This is a genomic window from Pseudomonas salomonii, from assembly GCF_900107155.1.
GTDB lineage: Bacteria > Pseudomonadota > Gammaproteobacteria > Pseudomonadales > Pseudomonadaceae > Aquipseudomonas > Aquipseudomonas salomonii.
This window is the reverse complement of the sequence record NZ_FNOX01000013.1, coordinates 1-26,724: the sequence shown is the minus strand read 5'-3', so window position 1 is coordinate 26,724 and position 26,724 is coordinate 1. Positions and strand designations below refer to the sequence as shown.

The 26,724-nt window shown below is 59.6% G+C and carries 24 protein-coding genes; 14 read left to right on the top strand and 10 right to left on the bottom strand.

Annotated features, from left to right (window positions below; genetic code table 11):
- From BLV67_RS25870 to dksA, 6 genes are all read right to left on the bottom strand, one after another.
- The gene (locus tag BLV67_RS25870; RefSeq protein ID WP_056859766.1) at window positions 1-1,404 is read right to left on the bottom strand and encodes a polynucleotide adenylyltransferase PcnB; all 1,404 of its coding nucleotides are present in this window, start codon (window positions 1,402-1,404) and stop codon (window positions 1-3) included.
- Between the two features lie 708 nt (window positions 1,405-2,112).
- Window positions 2,113-3,543: a sigma-54-dependent transcriptional regulator gene (locus BLV67_RS25865; RefSeq protein WP_069786519.1), complete on the bottom strand. Its 1,431-nt coding sequence runs from the start codon at window positions 3,541-3,543 to the stop codon at window positions 2,113-2,115.
- A gap of 22 nt (window positions 3,544-3,565) precedes the next feature.
- The gene (locus tag BLV67_RS25860; protein WP_167365893.1) at window positions 3,566-6,520 is read right to left on the bottom strand and encodes a sensor histidine kinase; all 2,955 of its coding nucleotides are present in this window, start codon (window positions 6,518-6,520) and stop codon (window positions 3,566-3,568) included.
- Window positions 6,504-6,680, bottom strand: coding sequence for a hypothetical protein (locus BLV67_RS32715; protein WP_003176118.1), 177 nt, complete (start codon window positions 6,678-6,680; stop codon window positions 6,504-6,506). Before BLV67_RS32715 ends, BLV67_RS25860 begins: the two co-directional genes overlap by 17 nt.
- A 62-nt stretch (window positions 6,681-6,742) precedes the next feature.
- Window positions 6,743-7,630, bottom strand: a complete 888-nt coding sequence (gene gluQRS / locus BLV67_RS25855; protein ID WP_069786521.1) for a tRNA glutamyl-Q(34) synthetase GluQRS — start codon at window positions 7,628-7,630, stop codon at window positions 6,743-6,745.
- 95 nt (window positions 7,631-7,725) lie between these two features.
- Window positions 7,726-8,169 carry an RNA polymerase-binding protein DksA gene (gene dksA, locus BLV67_RS25850; RefSeq protein ID WP_003194150.1) on the bottom strand — a complete coding sequence of 148 codons (444 nt, stop codon included), beginning with the start codon at window positions 8,167-8,169 and terminating at the stop codon, window positions 7,726-7,728.
- Between the two features lie 321 nt (window positions 8,170-8,490).
- Here dksA and BLV67_RS25845 point away from each other — a divergent pair, with 321 nt between their 5' ends.
- Window positions 8,491-9,663, top strand: coding sequence for a pyridoxal phosphate-dependent aminotransferase (locus tag BLV67_RS25845; RefSeq protein ID WP_065911194.1), 1,173 nt, complete (start codon window positions 8,491-8,493; stop codon window positions 9,661-9,663).
- Entirely contained in the window at window positions 9,663-10,376 is a 714-nt protein-coding gene (gene sfsA, locus BLV67_RS25840; protein WP_069786522.1) for a DNA/RNA nuclease SfsA, read from the top strand. The genes BLV67_RS25845 and sfsA overlap by 1 nt, the downstream gene beginning before the upstream one ends.
- Here the strand turns inward: sfsA and BLV67_RS25835 are convergent.
- Entirely contained in the window at window positions 10,373-10,690 is a 318-nt protein-coding gene (locus BLV67_RS25835; protein WP_069786523.1) for a Rieske (2Fe-2S) protein, read from the bottom strand. The two genes, sfsA and BLV67_RS25835, sit on opposite strands and share 4 nt — an antisense overlap.
- A gap of 156 nt (window positions 10,691-10,846) precedes the next feature.
- On the opposite strand from BLV67_RS25835, the gene BLV67_RS25830 reads away from it, so the two are divergent.
- Genes BLV67_RS25830 through BLV67_RS25820 form a run of 3 tightly spaced genes read left to right on the top strand, consistent with a single transcriptional unit; the run spans window position 10,847 to window position 13,526 of the window.
- Window positions 10,847-11,725 (top strand): heme/hemin ABC transporter substrate-binding protein, encoded by an 879-nt coding sequence (locus BLV67_RS25830; RefSeq protein ID WP_069786524.1) that lies wholly within the window; start codon window positions 10,847-10,849, stop codon window positions 11,723-11,725.
- Window positions 11,722-12,759 carry a FecCD family ABC transporter permease gene (locus BLV67_RS25825; RefSeq protein WP_065911198.1) on the top strand — a complete coding sequence of 346 codons (1,038 nt, stop codon included), beginning with the start codon at window positions 11,722-11,724 and terminating at the stop codon, window positions 12,757-12,759. Before BLV67_RS25830 ends, BLV67_RS25825 begins: the two co-directional genes overlap by 4 nt.
- Entirely contained in the window at window positions 12,759-13,526 is a 768-nt protein-coding gene (locus tag BLV67_RS25820) for a heme ABC transporter ATP-binding protein (RefSeq protein WP_069786525.1), read from the top strand. Before BLV67_RS25825 ends, BLV67_RS25820 begins: the two co-directional genes overlap by 1 nt.
- A gap of 242 nt (window positions 13,527-13,768) precedes the next feature.
- Here BLV67_RS25820 and BLV67_RS25815 read toward each other — a convergent pair whose 3' ends face one another.
- The 3 genes from BLV67_RS25815 to BLV67_RS25805 all read right to left on the bottom strand — a co-directional run bounded on the left by BLV67_RS25815 (window position 13,769) and on the right by BLV67_RS25805 (window position 16,238).
- A complete protein-coding gene (locus BLV67_RS25815) occupies window positions 13,769-14,041 on the bottom strand; it encodes a TfoX/Sxy family protein (RefSeq protein WP_017139226.1) in 273 nt (90 codons plus the stop codon).
- 202 nt (window positions 14,042-14,243) lie between these two features.
- Window positions 14,244-14,588 carry a pentapeptide repeat-containing protein gene (locus tag BLV67_RS25810; RefSeq protein WP_056859776.1) on the bottom strand — a complete coding sequence of 115 codons (345 nt, stop codon included), beginning with the start codon at window positions 14,586-14,588 and terminating at the stop codon, window positions 14,244-14,246.
- A 93-nt stretch (window positions 14,589-14,681) separates the two neighbouring features.
- Window positions 14,682-16,238 (bottom strand): bifunctional aminoglycoside phosphotransferase/ATP-binding protein, encoded by a 1,557-nt coding sequence (locus BLV67_RS25805; protein WP_065911200.1) that lies wholly within the window; start codon window positions 16,236-16,238, stop codon window positions 14,682-14,684.
- 118 nt (window positions 16,239-16,356) lie between these two features.
- On the opposite strand from BLV67_RS25805, the gene mrcB reads away from it, so the two are divergent.
- The 9 genes from mrcB (at window position 16,357) to msrQ (ending at window position 26,177) form a co-directional block, all read left to right on the top strand.
- Entirely contained in the window at window positions 16,357-18,681 is a 2,325-nt protein-coding gene (mrcB, locus tag BLV67_RS25800) for a penicillin-binding protein 1B (protein ID WP_069786526.1), read from the top strand.
- Between the two features lie 16 nt (window positions 18,682-18,697).
- Complete coding sequence (locus BLV67_RS25795; RefSeq protein ID WP_065911201.1) at window positions 18,698-19,435, top strand: tetratricopeptide repeat protein; 738 nt, start codon at window positions 18,698-18,700, stop codon at window positions 19,433-19,435.
- Window positions 19,435-19,764, top strand: coding sequence for a YqcC family protein (locus tag BLV67_RS25790; protein ID WP_065911202.1), 330 nt, complete (start codon window positions 19,435-19,437; stop codon window positions 19,762-19,764). The genes BLV67_RS25795 and BLV67_RS25790 overlap by 1 nt, the downstream gene beginning before the upstream one ends.
- Before the next feature lie 431 nt (window positions 19,765-20,195).
- Complete coding sequence (locus BLV67_RS25785; protein ID WP_065911210.1) at window positions 20,196-21,920, top strand: acetolactate synthase 3 large subunit; 1,725 nt, start codon at window positions 20,196-20,198, stop codon at window positions 21,918-21,920.
- A 2-nt stretch (window positions 21,921-21,922) separates the two neighbouring features.
- Entirely contained in the window at window positions 21,923-22,414 is a 492-nt protein-coding gene (ilvN, locus tag BLV67_RS25780; protein ID WP_003176102.1) for an acetolactate synthase small subunit, read from the top strand.
- Between the two features lie 47 nt (window positions 22,415-22,461).
- A complete protein-coding gene (gene ilvC, locus BLV67_RS25775) occupies window positions 22,462-23,478 on the top strand; it encodes a ketol-acid reductoisomerase (protein WP_003176099.1) in 1,017 nt (338 codons plus the stop codon).
- A gap of 144 nt (window positions 23,479-23,622) precedes the next feature.
- Window positions 23,623-24,480, top strand: coding sequence for a CDP-diacylglycerol--serine O-phosphatidyltransferase (gene pssA / locus BLV67_RS25770; protein ID WP_056859782.1), 858 nt, complete (start codon window positions 23,623-23,625; stop codon window positions 24,478-24,480).
- Window positions 24,481-24,543: 63 nt separating this feature from the next.
- A complete protein-coding gene (gene msrP / locus BLV67_RS25765) occupies window positions 24,544-25,557 on the top strand; it encodes a protein-methionine-sulfoxide reductase catalytic subunit MsrP (protein WP_069786527.1) in 1,014 nt (337 codons plus the stop codon).
- Window positions 25,557-26,177, top strand: a complete 621-nt coding sequence (gene msrQ, locus BLV67_RS25760) for a protein-methionine-sulfoxide reductase heme-binding subunit MsrQ (protein WP_069786528.1) — start codon at window positions 25,557-25,559, stop codon at window positions 26,175-26,177. The genes msrP and msrQ overlap by 1 nt, the downstream gene beginning before the upstream one ends.
- Window positions 26,178-26,724: the final 547 nt, after the last annotated feature.

Below are 26,724 nucleotides of genomic sequence, written 5' to 3'. Positions count from 1 at the left end.
TTATTCGCCCGCAGCGCCCGAGGCATCGGCCGCGCTGCGTTTGCGCTTGGTGCCGCTGCGCCGACGTTTTTTCGGGCCGGCGCCTTCACCATCGCCTTTGCTGCCGAGGTCGCGAATCATGTCGCGGCGCTGGCTGTCATTGGCGTCCTGGTAATCGGTCCACCATTCGCCCAGGCCGTCGGTCTGCTCGCCGGCGCTTTCGCGCAACAGCAGGAAGTCGTAGCCGGCACGGAAGCGCGGGTTGTCCAGCAACAGGTCGGCGCGTTTGCCACTGCGGCGCGGCAGGCGCTCCTGCATGTCCCAGATCTCGCGGATCGGCATGGTGAAGCGTTTGGGAATGGCGATGCGCTGGCATTGCTCGGCGATCAACTCGTGGGCGGCTTCCTGCATGGCCGGAATCGGCGGCATGCCACGGTCTTGCAGGCGCAATACGCGCTTGGGCAGGGCGGGCCACAGCAGGGCGGCAAACAGGAACGCCGGCGTTACCGGTTTGTTCTGCTTGATGCGTAGGTCGGTGTTGACCAGCGCTTCGCTGATCAGCGTGTGGGTGTACGTCGGGTTGTATTCCAGTGCCTCGGCGCTGGCCGGGAACAGCGGGTCGAACAACTGCAGGTCGACCAGCATTTCGAACGTGTCGGCGGCATAACCCGAGAGGAACAACTTCAGCACTTCTTCGAACAGACGCGCCGAAGGGATTTCCCGCAGCATCGGCGCCAGCTCGCGAATCGGCGCAGCGGTGTGTTTCTCGATGCCGAAGTTCAGCTTCGCGGCAAAGCGCACGGCGCGCAGCATGCGTACTGGGTCTTCCTGGTAACGCTGCGTAGGGTCGCCGATCAGACGGATCAGGTTGTTGCGAATGTCGTGTACGCCATTGGCGTAATCGAGGATGCGCTCGCTGACCGGGTCGTAATACAGGGCGTTGATGGTGAAGTCGCGGCGCTGCGCGTCTTCTTCCAGGGTGCCGTACACGTTGTCACGCAGGATACGGCCGCTCTCGTTGCGGGAAGACTGATTGGTGTCTTCCTCATCATCGTTTTGCGGATGGCCTGCGCGGAAGGTCGCGACCTCGATGATTTCGCGACCAAAGTGGATGTGCACCAACTTGAAGCGGCGACCGATGATTCGCGCATTGCGAAACTCGGCACGCACCTGCTCCGGCGTGGCGCTGGTGGCGACGTCGAAATCCTTGGGCGTGATATTGAGCAGCATGTCACGTACGCAGCCGCCCACCAGATAAGCCTGGTAGCCGGCGTTCTGCAAACGTTCGACGATGTTCACCGCATAACGGCTGAATTGAGCGCGCTGCAATGAATGCTGATTGCTGTTAAGCACTTCAGGCGTGCTGCGAATGTGTTGCGTACGACGCAAGGGGGAACGGAATGACTGGAACAACTTCTTCAGCATGGGATGCACTGTTTGAAGGAATGTTCGGCCATAACGAAGAATGACCGCATGATGGGCGGGGATTCTAGCATTTAGTCGAGGGATGGTGTAGGAACAAGCTGCAAGGCTTGAGCCAGAAGCTTAAAGAAAGGTGTGAGCGGGTCAAATGCCGGAAACTACAAGGGGAGCCGAAGCTCCCCCAGAAGTAGTTGCGTGCTCTATTTTTATTATGGTTGCGGGCTTTTTGTTTTTGTTGATCGCCCTCGCCATGAAGCTTCACCTTCATGACACTCCCAATCGGGAGCCAAGAGCAAACGGATTGCTTTGGTCGCTGTGTTGCTGATCTACGATCCAACCAGTTCAGGCTCTGCCTTAGGGCAGTTTTTGTTGTTCTCGGCCTGGTTGCGGGGCAAGCCCCAAATGCAACGCCTCTCCAAAAGAATCAGTTAGCTGCGCCTCCGCCGTGTTGTTTTTGTTATGCGTGAGTCGATTCGTCTTATTTTTATTGTCTTGTACAAAGCTTGTTATTGTTTTTGTACTAAGCATATAGCAGGGTGCGTGCCAACTTTTGTTCCGCCCAGCAAAACCGGGGGTTTGAGCTGGTTTTGGCTTTTGAAGGGGCGAAAAAAAGCCGGGGCTTCGTTACCGTAAGCCCCGGCTTCTGTTACGTGAAAAAGCTGCGGTAACAGTTTTTTCACATCTGAGGGTGTTACCTGTGGGGGCGCGCCCTCAGCTTTCGCTGGCCACCCCGGTCTTGCGCCGTGGAATGCCCAGACGCTGGCGGCGTTCCCACAGGCACTTGCGGCTCACGCCCAGCTTGCGCGCCAGTTCGGTCTCGGTCATATGGTCCTGATGCTCAAGCACGAAGTGCTGGAAGTAGTCTTCCAGTGACAGATCTTCGGTCGGCTCATGGCTGGTATTGCTGCCACCGCCCTGTTGCGGGGCCAGGCCGATGAAATCGTCGTCTTCCAGGTCGCTCAGCTCGATATCGATACCCAGCAGCTCGGCGGAAATTTCCGGGCTTTCCGACAAAATCACCGCACGCTCGACCGCGTTCTCCAGTTCACGCACGTTACCCGGCCACGAGTAATGCCGAATCGCCTGCTCGGCGTCGGCGGCAAACCTGAGGTCGGTACGGTTGATGCGCGCGCTCTGGCGCAGCAGAAACGCGTTGGCGATTTCATTCACGTCGGCACCGCGTTCGCGCAGGGCCGGCAGCTTGAGGGCGATGACGTGCAGGCGGTAATACAAGTCTTCACGGAACTGGCCGATCTTGGCCAGGCTCTTGAGGTCACGGTGGGTCGCGGCGATCAGGCGCACATCGACCTTCTGTGATTGCACCGAGCCGACGCGGCGAATCTCGCCTTCCTGCAACACGCGCAGCAGGCGCGCCTGAGCTTCCAGGGGCAGTTCGCCAATTTCGTCGAGGAACAAGGTGCCGCCGTCCGCCGCTTCGACCAACCCTGCACGCCCGGCGCTGGCGCCGGTAAAGGCACCTTTCTCGTGGCCGAACAGTTCGGACTCGATCAGGGATTCGGGGATCGCCGCGCAGTTCACCGAAATCATCGGTGCCTTGGCACGCTTGGACAGGTTGTGCAGGGCGCGGGCTACCAGCTCTTTACCGGTGCCCGATTCGCCCTGGATCAATACATTGGAATCGGTCGGCGCCACTTTGCGGATCTTGCTGTACAGGTCCTGCATCGGTGGGCAGGAGCCGATGATGCCGATCTCGCCGTTACTGTTGTCGACACCCGGCTTCTCGGCAGCCTTGCCGGCAGGACGCTGCTCGGGCGCAGCACTGCCGGCCGACTGACGGTCACGCAGGATGCGCGCCACGGCCTGGAGCATTTCGTCGTGATCGAAAGGCTTGGCGATGTAGTCCACCGCGCCCATCTTCATCGAGTCCACCGCCGAGCGCAGGCTGGCATAGCTGGTCATGATCAGCACCGGCGTGCCCTGGCCAAGCTTGATCAGCTCGGTGCCCGGTGCGCCCGGCAGGCGCAGGTCGCTGACAATCAGGTCGAACGTGGGAATGCTGAAACGCTCTTGGGCTTCCTGCACCGAGCCGGCTTCGCTGACCTGATACTGATTACGTTCAAGCAGGCGACGCAAGGCAGAGCGGATAATGGTTTCGTCTTCGACGATCAAAATGTGCGGCATTGATTCAATTCTCTCGACGGTCTCAGTTCACAGCGGACGTCGCTTCGACATGACGCGGCAAGGTCACCCGAATACGGGTGCCGCGTTGGCTTTCGGTGTCAGCCGGGCTGTCGATGGTGATTTGTCCATAATGCTCTTCAACGATGGAATAGACCAGTGCAAGGCCCAGACCGGTACCTTCACCCGGGTCCTTGGTGGTGAAGAAAGGTTCGAACAATCGGTCCATGATGTTCTGTGGAATACCGCTGCCTTCGTCCTCCACGATCAAGTCGACCGTGTGCTCGAAAGCCTCGCTCTTGACGCGTACCGCACTGCCGGCAGGGGTTGCGTCACGGGCGTTTGAAAGCAGGTTGATCAGCACCTGCGCCAAGCGTTGGGAGTCGCCGTCGACCCAGTGGTCCGGGTCGCACAGGTTAAAAAACTGTACTTCGAAATTGCGCCGGTTCAAGGCCAGCAGCCCAATGGCATCCTGCGCCACTTCCGCCAGGCACACCGCTTCGTCCAGGTTCTGATGCGCGCCGGCGTGGGCGAAGCTCATCAGCGACTGCACGATGCGTGACACACGCTTGGTCTGCTCAAGGATCTGCCCGCTGATTTCGGTGATTTCGGCGTCTTCCTCGCGCTCTTCGCGCAGGTTTTGCGCCAGGCACGCGATACCGGTGATCGGGTTGCCGATTTCATGGGCCACACCCGCGGCCAGGCGACCAATGCTGGCCAGGCGCTCGGAGTGCACCAGCTTGTCTTCGAGCATCTGGGTTTCGGTCAAGTCTTCCACCAGCAACACCAGGCCACTGTTACCCGGTGCCAGCGGCTCGTCGATCGCGGCTTTGTGCAGGTTGAGCCAGCGGGTCTGGCCGTCCAGCGCCAGGTGCTGTTTGTGCAAGTGCTCGTCGGGCAGGTTGATAAAACCTTGCAACAGTTCTTTCCAGGGGTCGCCCAAGGTATTCAGGCGTGAACCCACCACACGTTGCGCGGCGATGCCGGTGAGTTCTTCCATGGCCTTGTTCCACATCAGGATCTCTTGATCCTTGGCCAGGGAACACACGCCCATCGGCAGTTCCTGCAGGGTCTGGCGATGGTAGCGGCGCAGGGCGTCGAGTTCGGCGGCAAGGCCGGTGAGGCGTGAGTGGTAGTCCTCCAGCCGGCTCTCGATGAAATGGATGTCTTCGGTGACGTAGTTTTCGCCGCCGGCCTTGTAGGGCAAGAAGGTTTCCACCATGTCCTGGGACACGCTGGGGCCCATCAGGCCGGACAGGTTGGCCTCAATGCGGTCGCGCAAACGGCGCAGGGCATACGGGCGGCGCTCGTCAAACGGCAGGTAAAGGTCGCGCAGCGCCTGCTCGACTTCCTTTTGCGCAGCCTTGGCGCCCAGCGGCTTGGCCAATTGGGTGGCGAACTCTTGCGGTGAGGCCGCGTGCAGCTCGCGACGTTGCGGGCGCCGCACGTTGTCCACCGCGCAGGCCTCGGCGGCACTGGTCTCTTCGGGGCTGGCGTTGGTGAACAGCGAGATCAAGGTAAACATCAGCACGTTGGCGGCCAAGGAGGCGATCGCCGCCATGTGCCAGCTGGTGTCGTCCAACACGTAGATCATGTTCAGCAGCGGAATATAGAAGCCCTGCAGGTTGCCGACCAGCGGCAGCAGCATGGTCACCATCCACACCAGAATGCCTGCCAGCAGCCCGGCGATAAAGCCGCGACGGTTGGCGGTCGGCCAGTACAGCACCGACAACACGCCCGGCAAGAACTGCAAGGTCGCGACAAACGCGACGATGCCGAGGTTGGCCAGATCTTGCCCGGCGCCCAGCAGCAGGTAGAAACCATAGCCGGCCATGATGATGGCGACGATCAGCGCGCGGCGCGTCCATTTCAGCCAACGGTAGATATTACCTTCGGCCGGCGGCTGATACAGCGGCAGCACCAGGTGATTGAGCGCCATGCCGGAGAGTGCCAGCGTGGTGACGATGATCAAGCCACTGGCCGCCGACAAACCGCCCACATAAGCCAGCAATGCCAGGGATTTGCTGTTGGCGGCAATACCGACGCCAAGGGTGAAGTATTCGGGGTTGGTAGTGGCGCCGAGCTTGAGGCCGGCCCACAGGATCAGCGGCACCGCCAGGCTCATCAACAGCAGGAACAGCGGCAAGCCCCAGCTGGCGCTGACCAATGAGCGCGGGTTGAGGTTCTCGGTGAACGTCATGTGGTACATGTGCGGCATCACAATCGCCGAAGCGAAAAACACCAGCAGCAGCGTGCGCCAGGGGCCTTCCTGCAACGGGGTGTGCAGGGCGGCGAGGGCGGTCTGGTTTTGCAGCAGCCACAGCTCCAGCTGTTGCGGGCCGTCGAATACGCCATACAGCGCATACAGGCCGACGCCGCCGATGGCGATCAGCTTGATCACCGACTCGAAGGCAATCGCAAACACCAGGCCTTCGTGCTTCTCGCGCGTGGCGATATGGCGTGAACCGAAGAAAATCGTGAACAGCGTGATCAGCGCGCAAAAAGCCAGGGCGACGCGGTGCTGTACCGGTTCGCGGGTGAGGATGCTGATGGAGTCGGCCACGGCCTGGATCTGCAGGGCCAGCAACGGCAGCACGCCGATCAGCATGAAGATCGTGGTCAGCGCGCCGGCCCAGGTGCTGCGAAAGCGGAAGGCAAACAGGTCTGCCAGGGACGATAGCTGATAGGTGCGGGTGATTTTCAGGATCGGGTACAGCAACACCGGCGCCAGCAAAAACGCGCCGGACACGCCCAGGTAGCTGGACAAAAAGCCGTAGCCATACTGATAGGCCAGCCCCACGGTGCCATAAAATGCCCAGGCGCTGGCGTAGACGCCCAGGGACAAGGTGTAGGTCAACGGATGGCGAATGATCGCCCGCGGAATCATTCCGCGCTCACTGATCCAGGCAACTCCGAACAACGCGGCCAGGTAGGCGGCGCTGATCAGCAGCATCTGGGTGAGGCTAAAGCTCATCGGCATCTTTTTGGCTCTGCAGGATGAAGGTCACGACGATCAGGATCAGCCACAGCAGATAAGGGCGATACCAGGCGCCCGTGGCGTCGATCCACCAATCCATGATGGCGGGGGAAAACAGGTAGATCCCGACGACCAGCAGCAGGACCAATCGATAGATGTACATGTTGGCCTCTGATTAAAAAACTGCCGCGATGGTAACGGATGCTTGGCAAGCTGCAAGCGCCTTCAACTCAATTGCGCTTCGGCCAGGGTAAGTGTGCGCGGGATCTGGCTGGCATCCCAGTGTGCAATGCCCCAATCCAGCAGTTCCCGTGGGCTGGCGTGCAGCAGTTCGTTGCCGGGTTGCTGGCCGAGGGCGCGAAGCGCTCTTAATAGCAAAGGTGTGGCCTGGCCTTGTGTCAACGGCGGCGAGCGGTAGGATTTGCCCAGCTTGTTGCCGTCCGGCTGAGTGATCAGCGGCACGTGCAGGTAACGCGGCTGGCGCAGGCCCAGCAGTTCCTGCAGGTACAACTGGCGCGGCGTGGAATCGAGCAGGTCGGCGCCGCGCACGATGTCGGTGACACCCTGCCAGGCATCGTCGAGTACCACTGCCAGTTGGTAGGCATACAGGCCATCGCGACGGCGGATGATGAAATCGCCCACATCACGGCCCAGGTGCTGTCGGAATTCGCCTTGCACGCGGTCGGTAAAGTGATACGCCAGCTCCGGTACGCGCAGGCGGATCGCCGCGTCTTGCTGTTCATGCCCGAGGTTGCGGCACAGGCCTGGATAGATGCCGTGGTAGGGCTCCAATTGTTTACGCGAGCAGGTGCAGGCGTAAGCCAGGCCGTGGTTGAACAGGTCGTTCAAGACTTTGGCGTAGGCCTCATGCCGGTCGCTTTGTCGGACCAGTTCCCCATCCCACTCGAAGCCATAGCTTTCCAGGGCGTGCAGGATCGCCGCCTGGGCGCCGGGTTCTTCACGGGGTGGGTCGAGGTCTTCCATGCGCATCAACCAGCGGCCGTGATTGGCGCGGGCATCGAGGTAGGAGGCGAGGGCGGCAACCAGAGAACCGAAGTGCAGGTGGCCGCTGGGTGTGGGGGCGAAACGCCCGATATAGGTAGAGGCTGTCATGGGCCGGATACTACTGGAAAACCACTGAGCGCCAGAAACAAAAATGGAGCGTTTGCACGCCCCATTTTTTGTTTTTCGCATTCAGCCCGGCAGGATTACTTGCCGACCTGTTTTTCCTTGATTTCAGCCAAGGTCTTGCAGTCTACGCACAGGTCCGCGGTTGGGCGGGCTTCCAGGCGACGAATACCAATCTCGACGCCGCAGGATTCGCACCAGCCGTATTCCTCGTCCTTGATCAGTTGCAGGGTCTTGTCGATCTTCTTGATCAGCTTGCGCTCTCGATCACGCGCTCGCAGTTCAAGGGCGAACTCTTCTTCCTGGCTCGCACGGTCGGCCGGATCAGGAAAGTTGGCTGCTTCGTCCTTCATGTGGTCAACGGTACGATCAACCTCCTGCATCAAGTCCTGTTTCCACTTGTTCAGGATCTTGGTGAAGTGCTCGCGCATGGGCTCACCCATGTACTCCTCGCCCTTTTTTTCCACATAGGGTTCGAAGCCGCCGAGGCCTTGAGTCTGCTGTTGCTTTGCTTGGGTGGACATGAATAGACCGCCTCTCACTCTTCTAATCCATTGCGCAGGATTGCAACGTCACCGACACCTGCCGGCCCTGCGGCTGCAAGCGGGCGAACTTACCAGATAGATTCGGGGTGCGCCACTCCCGGTTGTCGAGGCCCAACGTGGCAGGCTTGCAAACTGTCATGGCCCGCCATGGCTGGGTGTAGCGTGTCTCGAAGGTTGATTTTAGTCGTTTTGCAGGCGCTTGCTCGGTTCATCACGGAGGACCGAGCAGGCAATAGAGCATGTTTTACCGCGCGGGTTCGGTAGAATCCGAATTTTGTCCTCACCGTCTAAGGAAGGCTAATGGCTCAGCCCTACAGTGCGCGCAGTCGCGCCATCGAACCTTTTCACGTTATGGCGTTGCTGGCGCGAGCCAATGAGCTGCAGGCGGCCGGCCATGATGTTATCCACCTGGAGATCGGCGAGCCGGATTTCACCACGGCCGAGCCGATTATCCAGGCCGGCCAGGCCGCGCTGGCCAACGGCAAGACACGCTATACCGCGGCCCGCGGGCTGCCCGAGTTGCGCCAGGCCATCAGTGGTTTTTACCAGCAGCGCTACGGCCTTAGCGTCGACCCCGAGCGCATCCTGATCACGCCCGGTGGCTCTGGCGCGTTGCTGCTGGCCAGCAGCCTGCTGGTCGATCCGGGCAAGCATTGGCTGTTGGCCGACCCAGGCTACCCGTGTAACCGACATTTCCTGCGGCTGGTGGAAGGCGCGGCGCAGTTGGTGCCGGTTGGCCCGGACGTGCGCTACCAATTGACCGCCGAGCTGGTGGCTAAACACTGGAACGCAGACAGCGTTGGCGCGCTGGTGGCCTCGCCGGCCAACCCGACCGGCACGATTCTCAGCCGCGACGAACTGGCGGGGTTGTCGAGTGCAATCAAGGCGCGTAACGGGCATTTGGTGGTGGACGAGATCTATCACGGCCTCACCTACGGCACCGATGCCGCCAGCGTGCTGGAAGTCGACGACGAGGCCTTCGTCTTAAATAGTTTTTCGAAGTATTTCGGCATGACCGGCTGGCGCCTCGGTTGGCTGGTGGCGCCCCCGGCGGCAGTGGGTGAATTGGAGAAGTTGGCGCAGAACCTCTACATCAGCGCGCCGAGCATGGCCCAGTACGCGGCGCTGGCGTGTTTCACCGAGCAAACCCTGAGCATTCTGGAAGAGCGCCGCGCCGAGTTCGGGCGCCGCCGGGATTTCCTGCTGCCAGCCTTGCGCGAGTTGGGTTTCGGCATCGCCGTAGAGCCCGAAGGCGCGTTCTACTTGTACGCCGATATCAGCGCGTTCGGCGGTGATGCCTTCGCGTTTTGCCGTCATTTCCTCGAAACCGAGCATGTGGCGTTTACACCAGGCCTGGATTTCGGTCGTTATCAGGCCGGCCACCATGTGCGTTTTGCCTACACGCAAAACCTCGATCGGCTACAGGAAGCGGTGGAACGCATCGCCCGTGGCTTGCGGAGCTGGCAAGGCTGATGCGCTTTAATCCTCCCCTCGAAGAAGGGCGGCTGATCCGCCGCTACAAGCGCTTTCTCACCGACATCGAAACGCTGACCGGCGAGTTGCTGACCATTCACTGCCCCAACACCGGCTCGATGCTCAATTGCATGGTGGAGGGCGGCCAGGTCTGGTTCAGTCGCTCCACAGACCCCAAGCGCAAGTTGCCGGGCACCTGGGAAATTGCCGAAACCCCTCAAGGCCGGCTGGCGTGCGTCAACACAGCGCGTGCCAACCCACTGGTGGAAGAAGCGTTGCGCGCCGGGGTGATCACTGAACTCAACGGTTTTACTGCCCTGAAGCGCGAAGTGCCTTATGGCCAGGAAAAAAGCCGTATCGATTTTCGCCTGGAGTACCCACACGGCGCGGCCTATGTGGAAGTCAAAAGCGTCACCCTGGGCTTTGACGGCTCGCCGGTGGCGGCGTTTCCCGACGCAGTGACCCAACGTGGCGCCAAGCATTTGCGTGAATTGGCGCACCTGGCGCGTGAGGGCGTGCGGGCGGTGCAGTTGTATTGCGTGAACCTGTCGGGGATCGACGCTGTACGCCCCGCGGTGGAAATCGATGCGGGCTACGCCGCTGCGCTGCGCGAGGCCAAGGCGGCCGGCGTGGAGGTGTTGGCCTACGGTGCGCGGGTCACGCCGCAGGAAATTATCATCGACCGGCGTCTGGACGTGATGATCGGCGACTAGAGTTCAACCCACAGGCCTTGCGCGTCTTCACGGCCGGGCAGGGCTTTAAGGCTTTGGCCCGCGCATGGCCCGGCGATGCACTCGCCGCTTTCGATCAGGAACAAGGCGCCGTGGGTGGCGCACTGGATCAGGCTGGCGCTGCTGTCCAGGAACTGGTCGGGCTGCCATTCCAGCGGGATGCCGCGATGGGGGCAACGGTTGAGGTAGAAGTAGGCAACGCCGTCACGGCGCACGGCGATTACTTTGCAACCGTCTATTTCAAAACCGCAGCTGCTGTTGGGCGCCAGTGCATCCGAGGGGCAGAGAAACTTCATAACGATCCTTAAGTGCCTTGACGTTCAAATGCAAACAATTATCAAATGCCGGCTTCGCCCGTTAGCTGATTGGGTGCTCTGTACGATGCCAGACAGGGTTTAACTGTCACATCCATGAGTGCTTGAGTGGCCCTGCCCTTGGAAGGAAACCCTGTTATGCGCCTGAGTACCAGCGCTATTGCGCTTGTTGCCTCACTGCTGGTCAACCACGGGGCGTACGCCTCTGAACTGCCGCAACGCTGGGTCAGTGCCGGTGGGGCGCTATCGGAATGGGTCACGGCGCTGGGCGGGGAGTCAAAGCTGGTGGGGGTGGATACCACCAGTCAGCACCCTGAATCGCTCAAGGCGTTGCCGAGCATTGGTTACCAGCGCCAATTGTCCGCGGAAAGGGTTTTAAGCCTGCGCCCACAGGTGTTGGTGGGCACTGAAGAAATGGGGCCGCCGCCGGTGCTGGCGCAGATTCGCGGAGCGGGCGTGCAGGTGGAGATGTTCTCGGCCGAGCCGGATTTGCCGACCTTGAAAGGCACCCTTCAGCACCTGGGCAAGCTGTTGGGTGATGAAACCAGGGCCAACGAATTGTTTACCGGGTATGAACAAAAGCTGGATCAGCAGAAAGCCTGGGTCGCCAAGGCCCAGGCCACGCAGAAGGCGCCGGGTGTGCTGCTGTTGCTCGGGCATGCAGGCGGCAAGCCGCTGATCGCGGGCAAGGACACGGCCGCCGATTGGCTGTTGCAGCAGGCGGGCGGGCATAACCTCGCGACCCACACCGGCTATAAGCCGTTTTCGGTGGAGTCGCTGGCCGGTCTGAGCCCTGATGTGCTGGTGTTTGCTGATCGTGCCCTTACCGGCGATGCGGCGCGGGCGGCCTTGTTCAAGGAAAACCCGATTCTGGCGTCAACGCCGGCGGCTAAAGATGGCCGCGTGTTTGAGCTGGACCCGACCCTGCTGGTCGGCGGGCTTGGGCCGCGTTTGCCGCAAAGCCTGGTGCAATTGTCTGCCGGGTTTTATCCGGCCCAGGCTAAACCTGCCCAATGACGACTCTGGTTAAACCGAAAACGCTGTTTATCGGGCTCGCACTGTTATGCCTTCTGGCAACCTGGCTTTCATTGGCGTTGGGGCCGGTCAGCCTGCCGTTGCTGGATACGCTCAAGGCCGCCTTGCGCCTGATGGGCGTGCCGATTGAAGCCCAAGGCCTGGAGCAGGCCGAATTGATCCTTGGGCAGATTCGTCTGCCGCGAACCTTGCTGGGGTTGGCGGTGGGCGGTGTGCTGGCATTGTCGGGTGTGGCGATGCAGGGCTTGTTTCGCAACCCGTTGGCCGATCCGGGGTTGGTCGGTGTGTCCAGCGGTGCGGCGCTCGGGGCGGCTATTGCGATCGTCGGCGGTTCTTTTTTTGGCGGCCTGCCGGATGCGGTCGGGCCTTATCTGTTGTCGTTGTGCGCATTTCTCGGCGGCTTGGGCGTCACTGCCCTGGTCTATCGCCTGGGGCGTCGCAACGGTCAGACCAATGTCGCGACAATGCTGCTGGCCGGTATCGCGCTTACCGCCTTGGCCAGTTCGGCGGTGGGGTTGTTTACCTATCTGGCCGATGACGCCACCTTGCGTACCCTGACCTTCTGGAACCTGGGCAGCCTAAATGGCGCCAGCTATTCGCGGTTGTGGCCATTGCTGTTGGTGAGCGCCGCTGTGGCGCTGTGGTTGCCGCGTCGGGCAAAAGCCTTGAATGCACTGCTGCTGGGTGAGTCCGAGGCCAATCACCTTGGGGTCAATGTTGAAGGGCTCAAGCGTGAACTGGTGTTCTGCACAGCCCTGGGTGTGGGTGCAGCGGTAGCGGCGGCGGGCATGATCGGGTTTGTCGGGCTGGTGGTGCCGCATCTGGTGCGCTTGTTGGCCGGGCCGGATCATCGGGTGCTGTTGCCGGCGTCTGTGCTCGCGGGCGCGAGCCTGTTGCTGTTTGCAGACCTGGTGGCACGCCTGGCGCTGGCGCCCGCTGAACTGCCGATCGGCATCGTGACGGCCTTTATCGGCGCGCCGTTTTTTCTTTATTTGCTGTTGCGAGGGCGCGCCTGATGCTGCGAGTAGAAGCGTTACAGGTCCGGCGTGGCGATAAAACCGTGTTGGCGGATGTCACCCTGGAGTTGCTGCCGGGTGAAGTGCTCGGTGTGCTCGGCCCTAACGGAGCAGGCAAGAGCACGCTGCTCGGTGCGTTGTGCGGCGAACTGAAGCCGGATCAGGGCAAGGTGTGGCTGGATCAGCAAGCCTTGACGGACTGGAGCGGGCCGCACCGGGCCCAACGTTTGGCAGTGTTGCCGCAGACTTCCACGCTGGATTTCGCATTCCGCGTCGAGGAGGTTGTGGGCATGGGCCGCTTGCCCCATCAGACCGGACGCGTGCGTGATGACGAAATCATCCAGGCGGCGCTGCACGCGGCAGACGTGGGCCATTTGAGCGGGCGCAACTACCTGGCGTTGTCGGGTGGCGAACGCCAGCGTGTGCATCTTGCGCGAGTGTTGGCGCAGTTATGGCCAGGGGAAGCCGGCCAGACGCTGCTGTTGGATGAGCCGACCTCGATGCTTGACCCCTTGCACCAACACACGACCCTGCAAGCCATACGTACATTTGCTGATCGCGGCGCTGCGGTGCTGGTAATTCTCCATGACCTGAACCTGGCGGCGCGTTATTGCGACCGGATTCTGTTGCTGGAGCAGGGGCGCCCACACGCGCTGGACACACCGGCACAGGTGATGCGGCCTGAGCCACTTAAAGCGGTGTTTGGTTTGGAGGTGTTGGTACAGCCGCACCCGGAGCGCGGTCATCCGTTGATCATTGCGCGCTGAATCGGTTTTTTACAGGTAAAAAAAGACCCGGCAAGAGCCGGGTCAAATAACCGTGATTAGCCTGATGAGGAGATAATCTGAGAGTCCGAACCAATGGTCTTTCAGTTATCGGCTGATCTCGCGACCAGTTGTGATAATCATAACGATTCTCATTTGAGAGTCAACCTCTGTTTTTCGACGATCTGCGGTTTTTCTCAAACACACGTTCGAACTACCCGTAAACATTGGGAATTCTTGCAGACCTAAATCTTCTGACGCGCTGAAATCGCCTCCAGCTGACGGTTCAATGCCTCCTTGCGCTCCGTCGGGATGTCGTTCCAGTGCACGTCCATCAAGGCTCCTTCGATTGCATACAGCAGCACTTTCGAGGCCCGAAACCCGCGAGTGCGCACGGCTCGGTAGGCATCTACAGCTCCCAGGCGACGTAAGTCGGACGCACTGTGGATGCCCACCGCATGCAGCCACTGCGCCGACGTCTTGCCCAGGTTTTTCAGGTGTTGCAGCTCATCGTTCATCAAGCCTCCTTGCGACGGCCGAATGGTGCGGTGGGTATCGTGACCAGGCAAGCCTGAAAAGGAGTGTAGCGCTCAGTAGGAAAAGCGTGGTTCTTTGGTCAGGAACGGCTGAAAAGCTTATAAGAATTTTTAAGGGTATTGCCGACAAGCGGGCAGGAGGCGCCGCTACGCGTCAGGCGCAGCCGGGGCCCGAAAGATGAAGTTACTTGGTGCGGTAGCGCAAACGAGTGCCGAAATTGACCGACATCAGGATCTCGTCAGCCGTCAGTTCGGGGGAGAAGTAGGTGCCGGAAATCTGCGCATGGGCCAGGCTGGCACCTTCCAATGAGCACTCGCGCAGGTCCAGGCCGCGCAGGTCGGCAGAGCGGAAGTAGGCGTCGGTGAAATCCACGCCCGTGGCGTTCAGGTCACGCAGGTCCAGCCCGCGGAAGTCGCCACCGCGCATGTCGATGGTGCCGTCTTTGGGGCGCTCCTGATTGAAGCCGCGGATGTCGTCTTTATGCAGGAGTGCGTAGAGCGGAGTATCAAGAAGCTTGGGCTGACTCATGATGGCGACTCCTGTTGGAATTATGACGCCATTATAGTGCCACTATTGCTCGGTCGTGCACCGTAGATCGGCGACACGACCAAGAAATATTTCTTACAGGCCAGGCAGGCGCTGACGAATGTGCGCTACCAGAGCGTCGAGTGTGCCGCTCTCGTTGGTTTCCACACGTTTGCTCAGCAGCAGTTCTTCGGCGGTCAGCGGGTCACGGTTGGCCTGTTGCTCTTCGATAATGGTGAGTGTCGCGTCGGAAGGATCGTTTTTATCCGCCTGACGTTGCGCCAGCCAGCTAGCGATGACGGCTTGCGGTGCGTTGCAATCGAGGATCAGGAAAGGCGCGCCGGTGGCCTCGGCAACCTTGGCGGCGGCGTTGCGTTGTGCGCTTTTCAGGAAGGTCGCGTCCAGCACTACCGGGTAGCCAGCACGCAAGACGGTATCGGCGATTTCATTCAAGCGAGCGTAGGTGGCGGCGCTGGCTTCGGCGGCGTAGATACCGGCTTGCGGGGTGTTCTCGACCTTCTGTTCACCAAACAGGCGCTTGCGTTCCACATCCGAACGCAGGCGCACCGCACCCAAGGCTTCCACCAGGCGCATGGCCACGTGGCTTTTACCGACGGCCGAAACACCGTGGGTTATCGCCAGGAAGCGCGACGGAATGGTGCTGTAGCTTTCCGCCAGGTTGGCGTAGTTGCGGTATTGGCGCAGGGTGGTGGCGCGTTGCACCGGGCTGGCCTCGCTTGGCATGCTGAACAACGACACCTTGGCGCGTACCAGTGCACGGTAGGCTTTATAGAAGTTCAGCACTTCAAGGCCTTGGTAGTCGCCGGTCAGTTCCAGGTACTGGCTGATAAAACGGCGCGCCAGGGATTTGAGGCCGCGGTCTTCCAGGTCCATCGCCAGGAAGGCCGTGTCGGCATACACATCGGTGAAGCGGAACGGCTCGTTGAACTCGATGCAGTCGAAGATCACTACTTGGCCATCGATCAAGGTGGCGTTGCCCAAGTGAATATCACCGTGACATTCGCGAGTGAACCCTTCGAGCTTGCGCTGGGCCAGCAGGGGCTTGAGGCGTTCGAAGCTGGCTTCGGCCCAGGCTTGCAGGGCTTCGAGCTGGGCCAGGTCGGCTTTGTCGCTGAGGAACGGGCGGATCTGATCGAAGTTCTGGCGAACCGGTGCCATCACTTCATCCGGTGTGCCGGCGGGGTGGTCTTGCGGCACTTTCGGTGCGCTGAGGTGGAAGTGCGCAATCTGCTTGGCCATGTCGTCAATGTGCGCGCTGGTGACCTCGCCATTGGCTTGCAGGGTGCTGAGCAGTTGGCTTTGCGGGAATTGGCGCATTTTCAGCGCGTATTCGATCACCGGGCCATCACCGCCCAATTGCGGGGCTTCGGCGCTGCCGGTGATTGGCAACACGTCAAGATACAAATCTTCAGTCAGGCGCTGGTTAAGGCGCAGCTCTTCGCGGCAGAAGTGGCCGCGGTCGTCCAGTTGGGTGAAATCCAGAAAGCCGAAGTTCATCGGCTTCTTCAGCTTGTAAGCATACGGGCCGGTCAGTATGACCCAGGAAATATGGGTCTCAATGACTTGGAACGCTTCAACCGGATGGGGATACAAAGCCGGGTTTTGCAGGGCTGCGATCAGGGACTGGCTCACGGGCGATCCTTCAAAGTCTGGGGGAAATCATGGCCGGCATTATGGCGGTTACAGTCGGTCGTGCAAACCGCTGTCCGGCTCATGTTGATCGTCAATAAAGTGCGTATAATCCGCCGCCATGACTCGAACCCGATCTCCCCGTTCCCGTAAAAAACCTCCTTCACGCGGCCTGCGCCCGTGGCTGGGCTGGGCCATCAAGCTAAGCCTGGTAGGCCTTGTGGTGCTCGCAGGCTTCGCGGTGTACCTCGACGCCGTGGTCCAGGAGAAATTCTCCGGCAAGCGCTGGACCATCCCGGCCAAGGTGTATGCACGCCCGCTGGAATTGTTCACCGGCCAAAAGCTGAGCAAGGAAGACTTCCTTACCGAACTCGACGCCTTGGGCTATCGCCGCGAACCCGTGAGCAACGGCCCTGGCGCCGCAGCGGTCAGCGGCAATACCGTCGACCTGAATACCCGTGGCTTCCAGTTCTATGAAGGCCTGGAGAAAGCCCAGCCGGTGCGCGTGCGCTTCTCCGGAGATTACGTAGCCGAGCTGTCGTCGCTCAATGGCTCGAAGCTGCCCGTGGTACGCCTTGAGCCGCTGATGATCGGCGGTATTTACCCCAAGAACCTCGAAGATCGCATCCTGATCAAGCTCGATCAGGTGCCACCGTACCTGCTCGATACGCTGATCGCTGTTGAAGACCGCGATTTCTACAGCCACTGGGGTCTGTCGCCCAAGTCGATTGCCCGCGCCATCTGGGTTAACACTTCCGGCGGCAAGATGACCCAGGGCGGCAGTACGCTCACGCAACAATTGGTCAAGAACTTTTACCTGACCAACGAGCGCAGCCTGACCCGTAAACTCACCGAAGCCATGATGGCCATGCTGCTGGAGCTGCATTACAGCAAGCAGGAGATTCTCGAGGCGTACCTCAACGAGGTCTTCGTCGGCCAGGATGGCCAACGCGCCGTGCACGGTTTCGGCCTGGCCAGCCAGTTCTTCTTTGGCCAGCCTTTGTCCGAATTGAAATTGCATCAAGTCGCGTTGCTGGTGGGGATGGTCAAGGGCCCGTCCTATTACAACCCGCGCCGTAACCCGGAACGTGCGCTTGAGCGCCGTAACCTGGTGCTGGATGTACTCGAGCAGCAGGGCGTGGCCACCGCTGAACAAGTCGCGGCGGCGAAAAAAATGCCACTGGGTGTTACCACTCGCGGCAAGCTGGCCGACAGTTCGTTCCCGGGCTTTATCGATCTGGTCAAACGCCAGCTACGTGAAGACTACCGCGACGAAGACTTGACCGAAGAAGGCCTGCGGATCTTCACCAGTTTCGACCCGATCCTGCAGATGAAAGCCGAAACGTCGGTCAACGACACCTTTAAACGCCTGACCGGCCGCAAAGGCTCGGATGAAGTCGAAGCGGCGATGGTGGTAACCAACCCGGAAACCGGTGAAGTGCAAGCCATGATCGGCAGCCGCCAGGCCAGTTTTGCCGGTTTCAACCGTGCGCTGGATGCGGTGCGGCCGATCGGCTCGCTGGTCAAACCGGCGGTCTACCTCACGGCCCTGGAAAAACCAAGCAAATACACCCTGACCAGTTGGCTGTCGGATGACCCGCTGTCGGTCAAAGGGGCGGATGGCCAGGTGTGGACGCCGCAGAACTTTGATCGTCGCTCCCACGGCACTGTGTTCCTGTACCAGGGGCTGGCGCATTCCTACAACATCTCCACCTCGCGCCTTGGGCTTGAAGTGGGCGTGCCGAATGTGCTGAAAACCCTGGGGCGACTGGGCATCACCCGTGAGTTCCCGGCGTTCCCATCGATGCTGCTGGGCGCTGGCGCCATGACCCCGATGGAAGTGGCGACGATGTACCAGACCCTCGCCAACGGTGGTTTCAATACCCCGATGCGCGGCATTCGCAGTGTGCTGACCGCCGAGGGCGAACCGCTCAAGCGTTACCCGTTCCAGATCCAGCAGCGCTTTGACGCGGGCTCCATCTACCTGATTCAGAACGCCATGCAGCGCGTGATGCGTGAAGGTACCGGGCGTTCGGTCTACAGCGTGCTGCCGTCGAACCTGACGCTGGCGGGCAAGACCGGCACCAGTAACGATTCGCGTGACAGCTGGTTCGCAGGCTTCGGCCAGGATGTGCTGGCCGTGGTGTGGCTGGGCCGCGACGATAACGGCAAAACCCCGTTCACCGGTGCTACCGGTGCGCTGCAGGTGTGGACCAGTTTCATGCGCAAGGCCGATCCGTTGCCGCTTAACATGCCGCAGCCGGACAACATCGTGCAGGCGTGGATTGATCCGCACACGGGACAAGGCTCCGACGCCAACTGTCCGGGCGCGGTACAGATGCCGTATATTCGCGGCAGCGAGCCACCTGCTGGTGCTGCGTGCGGTGGCAGTGCCCCCGCTGACGCGGATTCGGTGATGGATTGGGTCAAGGGCTGGATGCATTAAGCAAAGAGGGTTTCAAGTGAACAAGTTGTGGATTCCAGCTATTACCGCCCTGGTTATGCTCGGCGGTTGCTCCAGCGTGCAGCGCGGTTCCATTCCCGTGGTGGACTCAAGCACGAACGTTTCCAATAACGACCGTATCTCGGCCACTGGCGGTTTCCGTCAGACCGTGGTCAAGCGTCCTGCCCAGGCTACGCCTCAGTCCATACCGCAGGATTCGGGTGTGGTGGTGATGGTGCCGGGCGGCGGTGCTGCGACGTCGGCGCCGATCAGTGCCGAGCCTTGGACGCCAGGGCCAAGCACATCGGGGCCGGCTGGCTCCGCGCCGATCCAGACCGCGCCGATCAACCAGGGCACTTACAACATGCCGCCGTCGACGCCGAGCGGTATTCCGTCTTCGTCTAACGCGGGCGGCCTGTCGGCTGACGAGCAGCTGGACGGGCCGGTACTGGCTCTGTTGACCACCGCCCAGCAGCAACAATCGGGGGGTGACCTGAACGGGGCATCGTCGAGCCTTGAGCGCGCCCAGCGTGTGGCGCCGCGTGAGCCGCAAGTGCTGTATCGTCTGGCCCAGGTGCGCCTGGCCCAGGGCGACGCGCCGCAAGCCGAGCAGTTCGCCCGTCGCGGCCTGACGTTGGCCAACGGTCGCCCGGACCTGCAAGCCAACCTGTGGGCTTTGATTGGTGACGCGCGTGCCGCACAAGGCGACGCCGCCGGTGCTGCCCAGGCGCGGCAAAAAGCCAAGGTCAGCCTCTGATGGATGCACGGTTTCCGGCAATTGCCGAACAGCTGTTGCTGATTGAACGTGAGTTACGCGTGCAGGGTTGGTGGGACGAAGTGTCCCCCAGCGCTGAAGCGCTTGGCAGTGTCGAACCGTTTTCGGTGGATACGCTGGACTTTCACCAGTGGTTGCAATGGATCTTCCTGGTGCGCATGAAGCAGATCCTCGAGCAGGACCTGCCGTTGCCCAATGCATCAGGGATTCTTGAGATGGCGGAGATGGTTTACGCCGATCGCCCGCTTGAGAGCCTTGGCCTACGCAATGCGCTGAAAAAGTTCGACCAATTGATCGTCGACGCTCGTTAATTGCCTGACTGCCGGGTTTTCCGGCAGTCTTGCGCACATTTCTACCGCTTGACGACATTCAGGCGAGTTTTATCCCTCCTCAAACCCCTTTAATCTTCGTTCTCATGCGCTTAGTTGGAAAAAAGCGCAATTATTGCTTGACTTGAAGGGGCTGAAACAGAAGAATCCAAAGTCCGCTGTATCGGGACTGCCAGAAGCAGGCCCGCTCAGCAGATCATGAGGCGCATATCCGCGCCGACCTGTAACACCCGCAACGCGTTACCTCGCGCTGGGTGGGAAAAGCCCGCAACACTTGGGACGATCCCAATACTTGCTCAGTCAGTGCTGACGTAGTCGGCGACCACCGTCGCTCATGCTCTGTTGAGAAGTAAACCTATTAAGACCCGTCGGTTTTTAACGGACGGTATTCTGGCGTTTTAGAGGTGAACAACGTGGAGCTTTTATCTGGCGGTGAGATGCTCGTCCGCTTTTTGCGTGACGAAGGCGTCGACTATATCTACGGGTACCCAGGTGGTGCTCTGCTGCATGTTTACGACGCACTGTTCAAGGAACCGGCTGTTACCCACATCCTGGTTCGCCACGAACAGGCCGCGACCCATATGGCTGACGGCTATGCCCGTGCCACCGGTAAAGCCGGTGTGGTACTGGTAACCTCCGGCCCAGGCGCAACCAATGCCATTACCGGCATCGCGACTGCCTATATGGACTCCATCCCGATGGTGATCATTTCTGGCCAGGTGCCCAGCACCATGGTCGGTACCGATGCATTCCAGGAAACCGACATGATCGGTATCTCCCGGCCGATCGTGAAACACAGCTTCATGATCAAGCATGCGTCGGAAATCCCGGAAGTCATGAAAAAGGCCTTCTACCTCGCACAGTCCGGTCGCCCGGGCCCTGTGGTGGTCGATATCCCGAAAGACATGACCAACCCGGCGGAAAAGTTCGAATACGTCTTCCCGAAAAAAGCCAAGCTGCGCTCCTACAGCCCGGCCGTGCGTGGGCACTCGGGGCAAATCCGCAAGGCGGCAGAAATGCTCTTGGCGGCCAAGCGCCCAGTGTTGTACTCCGGCGGTGGCGTGATTTTGGGCGGCGGTTCTGCACCTCTGACCGAATTGGCCAAACTGCTCAACCTGCCGGTGACCAATACCCTGATGGGCCTCGGCGCATTCCCGGGTACGGACCGTCAGTTCGTCGGCATGCTCGGCATGCACGGCAGCTACACCGCCAACCTGACCATGCACCACGCCGACGTCATCCTGGCGGTGGGCGCGCGGTTTGATGATCGTGTGATCAACGGTCCGAGCAAGTTTTGCCCGAATGCCAAGATCATCCACATCGACATTGACCCGGCGTCCATCTCCAAGACCATCAAGGCCGACGTGCCGATCGTAGGTCCGGTAGAAAGCGTGTTGACCGAAATGGTTGCGGCGCTCAAGGACATCGGCGAAACGCCGAACAAGGAATCGGTTGCCAGCTGGTGGAAGCAGATCGATGAATGGCGCGGCGACCGCGGCCTGTTCCCTTACGACAAGGGCGACGGCAGCATCATCAAGCCACAAACCGTGATCGAAACCCTGTGCGAAGTGACCAAGGGCGATGCCTTTGTGACCTCCGACGTGGGCCAGCATCAGATGTTCGCTGCGCAGTACTACACGTTCGACAAGCCTAACCGCTGGATCAACTCCGGTGGCCTGGGCACGATGGGCTTTGGTTTCCCTGCGGCCATGGGTGTGAAACTGAGCTTCCCGGACACTGACGTCGCCTGCGTGACGGGCGAGGGCAGCATCCAGATGAACATCCAGGAGCTGTCGACGTGCCTGCAGTACGGTCTTCCGGTGAAGATCGTGTGCCTGAACAACGGCGTGCTGGGCATGGTTCGTCAGTGGCAGGACATGAGCTACAACAGCCGTCACTCCCATTCCTACATGGAATCGCTGCCGGATTTCATCAAGTTGGTTGAAGCCTACGGCCACGTCGGCATGCGCATCACTGATTTGAAAGATCTGAAGCCGAAGATGGAAGAGGCGTTCGCCATGAAGGACCGCCTGGTGTTCCTCGATATTCAAGTGGACACCAGCGAGCACGTCTACCCGATGCAGATCAAAGACGGCTCTATGCGCGACATGTGGCTGAACAAGACGGAGCGTACCTAATCATGCGGCACATTATCTCCCTGCTTCTGGAGAACGAACCCGGCGCTCTGTCTCGTGTTGTCGGCCTGTTTTCGCAACGCAACTACAACATCGAAAGCCTGACTGTAGCACCAACCGAAGACCCGACCCTGTCGCGCCTGACGTTGACGACTGTTGGTCACGATGAGGTGATCGAACAGATCACCAAAAACCTCAACAAACTGATCGAAGTGGTCAAGCTTGTCGACTTATCGGAAAGTGCCCACATCGAGCGTGAGCTGATGCTGGTTAAAGTCAAGGCGACGGGTGCCCAACGTGCCGAGATCAAACGGACTACCGATATTTATCGCGGGCAGATCGTTGATGTAAGCGCCAGCGTTTATACCGTTCAACTGACCGGTACAAGCGACAAGCTGGACAGCTTCATCCAGTCGATCGGGACGGCCTCGATTCTGGAAACGGTACGCAGTGGTGTCACCGGGATTGCCCGTGGCGACAAAGTACTCAGCATCTAACCCAAATTAGCGAATGGCCTTACGGCCTGGATATATAGAGGAACCTCATGAAAGTTTATTACGATAAAGATTGTGACCTGTCGATCATCCAGGGCAAGAAAGTCGCCATCATCGGCTACGGTTCCCAGGGCCACGCCCAAGCGTGCAACCTGAAAGATTCCGGCGTTGACGTGACTGTCGGCCTGCGCAAAGGCTCGGCCACTGTTGCCAAGGCTGAAGCCCACGGCCTGAAAGTGACTGACGTTGCTTCCGCCGTTGCAGCTGCCGACCTGGTCATGATCCTGACCCCGGACGAATTCCAGTCCGCGCTCTACAAGAACGAAATCGAGCCGAACATCAAGAAAGGCGCCACCCTGGCCTTCTCCCACGGCTTCGCCATTCACTACAACCAGGTTGTGCCACGCGCTGACCTCGACGTGATCATGATCGCGCCGAAAGCACCGGGCCACACCGTGCGCTCCGAGTTCGTCAAAGGCGGCGGCATCCCTGACCTGATCGCGATCTACCAGGACGCTTCGGGCAACGCCAAAAACGTTGCACTGTCCTACGCCGCTGGCGTTGGTGGCGGTCGTACCGGCATCATCGAAACCACCTTCAAGGACGAGACCGAAACCGACCTGTTCGGCGAACAAGCCGTTCTGTGCGGCGGTACCGTTGAGCTGGTCAAGGCCGGTTTCGAAACCCTGGTTGAAGCTGGCTACGCGCCGGAAATGGCCTACTTCGAATGCCTGCACGAACTCAAGCTGATCGTTGACCTCATGTACGAAGGCGGTATCGCCAACATGAACTACTCGATCTCCAACAACGCCGAATACGGCGAGTACGTGACCGGCCCGGAAGTGATCAACGCCGAATCCCGTCAGGCCATGCGCAACGCCCTGAAACGTATTCAGGACGGCGAATACGCCAAAATGTTCATCAGCGAAGGCGCTACCGGCTACCCTTCGATGACCGCCAAGCGTCGTAACAACGCCGCTCACGGTATCGAAGTGATCGGCGAGCAACTGCGCTCCATGATGCCGTGGATCGGTGCCAACAAGATCGTCGACAAAGCCAAAAACTAAGTCGTACGCATCAAGAGAAAACGCGGCTTAGGCCGCGTTTTTTCGTTTGGGGGCGGGTTCTGGTATAAAGCTGCATCGTTTGCGGGCGAACACGCGCTGCAAGTATTTGTCGAATTCTTTTCACACCGTTGCAAGGTAAAGTCCATGACCGAACGTCCCGAAGAGCCAAACCAGGCTTCTGACGCCGAAAGCCTGCTACCGATCGATGAGCATGTCGAAGAAGGGCATGATGCGGAAGGTCGCAAGGTCCGGCATCGTGGTATCTATCTTCTGCCCAATCTGTTTACTACGGCCAACCTGTTTGCCGGGTTCTACTCCATTATCAACTCCATGAGCGCGCAAAGCGCATTGGCGGCGGGTGATGCGGCGAGTGCCAGCAAGTATTTCGGCTTTGCCGCTATCGCCATCTTCGTGGCCATGGTGCTCGACGGCCTGGATGGCCGGGTGGCGCGCATGACCAATACCCAAAGCGCTTTCGGTGCCGAGTACGACTCGCTGTCGGACATGGTGGCCTTCGGCGTTGCCCCGGCACTGCTGGCGTTTGCCTGGGCGCTGGGGGATATGGGCAAGGTCGGCTGGATGGTTGCCTTCATCTATGTCGCCGGCGCGGCGTTGCGTCTGGCGCGCTTCAACACCCAAGTGGGGACTGCCGACAAGCGTTACTTCATCGGCCTGGCCAGCCCGGCGGCGGCAGGTGTGGTGGCCGGTATTGTCTGGGCGTTCAGTGACTACGGCATCCAGGGGTCGAAGATGTCGTTCCTGGTGGCCTTGATGGTTGCAGCCGCCGGCATGCTGATGGTCAGCAACATCAAGTACAACAGCTTCAAGGAGTTCGACCTCAAGGGGCGCGTGCCTTTCGTGGCGATCCTGGTGGTGGTGCTGGTGTTTGCGGTGGTCTTCAGCGATCCGCCGCGTATTCTGCTGTTGGCGTTCCTGGTGTACGCCGCTTCGGGGCCGATTCAATACCTGTTGCATCTGCGCCGCGACAAAACATTGCCTTAATGTAATTTCCCCCATACTCCGCAGTCTATTGGTGCATCAGTTCTCCAATGCTGCGGAGTTGCCATGTTAATCAAGATCCCTAAAACGTCCGATTGTCACGAGTCGGATGTCACGCCTGAATCCTTCTATCTTTCTCGTCGCAGCGTGCTCGGCGGTGCGCTGGCAGGCGTTGCTGCCACTGCGCTGCCGCGTTGGGCCAGTGCCGACGATGCGGCGCGTTATGCCGATGTCGAGCCGGGTAATGCCCCAGGCTGGTTTGCCGAGAAACTGCCCAAGACCCAATGGCAGGCGGTTACGGTAAAAGACGAAGCCATCACGCCGTTCAAGGATGCCACCCACTACAACAACTTCTATGAGTTCGGTACGGACAAGGGCGACCCGGCAAAGAACGCCGGTTCACTCAAGACTGAACCCTGGAGTGTGGTGATTGATGGGGAAGTCGGTAAACCTGGGCGCTATGCCCTGGAAGACTTCATGAAGCCTTATCAATTGGAAGAGCGTATCTACCGTCTGCGTTGTGTCGAGGCGTGGTCGATGGTGATCCCGTGGATGGGTTTTCCTATTTCAGCCTTGCTCAAGCAGGTTGAGCCGACCGCTAAAGCCAAGTACATCCGCTTTGAAACGCTGCAGGATCCCAAAAGCATGCCGGGGCAGCGCTCCAGCTTCGGCTTGATCGACTGGCCTTATGTAGAAGGGCTGCGTCTGGATGAGGCAATGAACCCGTTGGCGATCCTGGCCGTGGGGATGTATGGGCGGGAGTTGCCGAACCAGAACGGCGCGCCATTGCGTCTGGTTGTGCCGTGGAAGTACGGCTTCAAGAGCGTGAAGTCGATTGTGCGGATCAGTCTGGTCAGCGAGCAGCCGAAGACGACTTGGCAAAGTATTGCGGCCAATGAGTATGGGTTCTACGCAAATGTGAATCCGACCGTCGACCACCCTCGCTGGACTCAGGCGCGTGAGCGCCGTTTGCCGAGCGGTCTGTTCAGCCCGAATGTGCGCGAGACGCAAATGTTCAACGGCTATTCGGATGAGGTCGCTTCTCTCTATACGGGCCTGGATCTGCGGAAGAATTACTGATGCGTTATCCGATCTGGCGCGTTGGCGTCTTTATAGCGGCCGCGATATGGCCATTTTTCTGGCTGTACGAGGCATGGAGTGCTGTGCTCGGGCCTGATCCAGGCAAAGTGTTGATGGATCGGTTGGGGCTTGGCACCTTGATCCTGTTGCTGATCACGTTGAGCATGACGCCGCTGCAGAAGCTCAGCGGGTGGGCAGGGTGGATTGCCGTGCGCCGACAACTGGGGCTGTGGTGTTTTGCGTATGTGGCGCTGCATCTGGCCGCGTATTGCGTATTCATCCTGGGGCTGGATTGGTCGCAGTTCGGCGTGGAGCTGCGTAAACGGCCCTACATTATTGTCGGTGCGTTGGGTTTCCTTGGCCTGTTGGTACTGGCAGTGACGTCCAATCGCTATAGCCAGCGTCGGTTGGGCAGCCGTTGGAAGAAGCTGCACCGACTGGTGTACGTAATTCTTGGGCTCGGTTTGTTGCATATGTTGTGGATTGTGCGGGCCGACCTGAAGGAGTGGGCTATCTATGCATCTATAGGGGCGCTGCTGCTGGTGCTGCGGATCCCGCCAGTGATGCGCCGGATTCCCCGCCTTATTGCGAAAAAACCACTTTCTGCAACAAAAGCGTAATTAAGGATTGACGGCGTTTTATATCTGTCTATAATTCGCCCCACTTCCGGCGCAGTCGAAACGAAAAACTCCTTGGTAAACAAAGAGTTATGAAGTTTTCGGCAGCAAGTTGCTTCAGTTCATCGGAGCCAGAAGGGAGTTGAAAAAGAGGTGTTGACAGCGGCGTGTAACGCTGTAGAATTCGCCTCCCGCTAGCGAGAGATCGTAAGCGCAAGTGGTTGAAGTTGTTGAAGAATTCTTCGAAAGCTTCTGAAAATAATCACTTGACAGCAAATGACGCTGCTGTAGAATGCGCGCCTCGGTTGAGACGAAAGATCTTAACCAACCGCTCTTTAACAACTGAATCAAGCAATTCGTGTGGGTGCTTGTGGAGTCAGACTGATAGTCAACAAGATTATCAGCATCACAAGTTACTCCGCGAGAAATCAAAGATGTAACCAACGATTGCTGAGCCAAGTTTAGGGTTTCTTAAAAACCCAAAGATGTTTGAACTGAAGAGTTTGATCATGGCTCAGATTGAACGCTGGCGGCAGGCCTAACACATGCA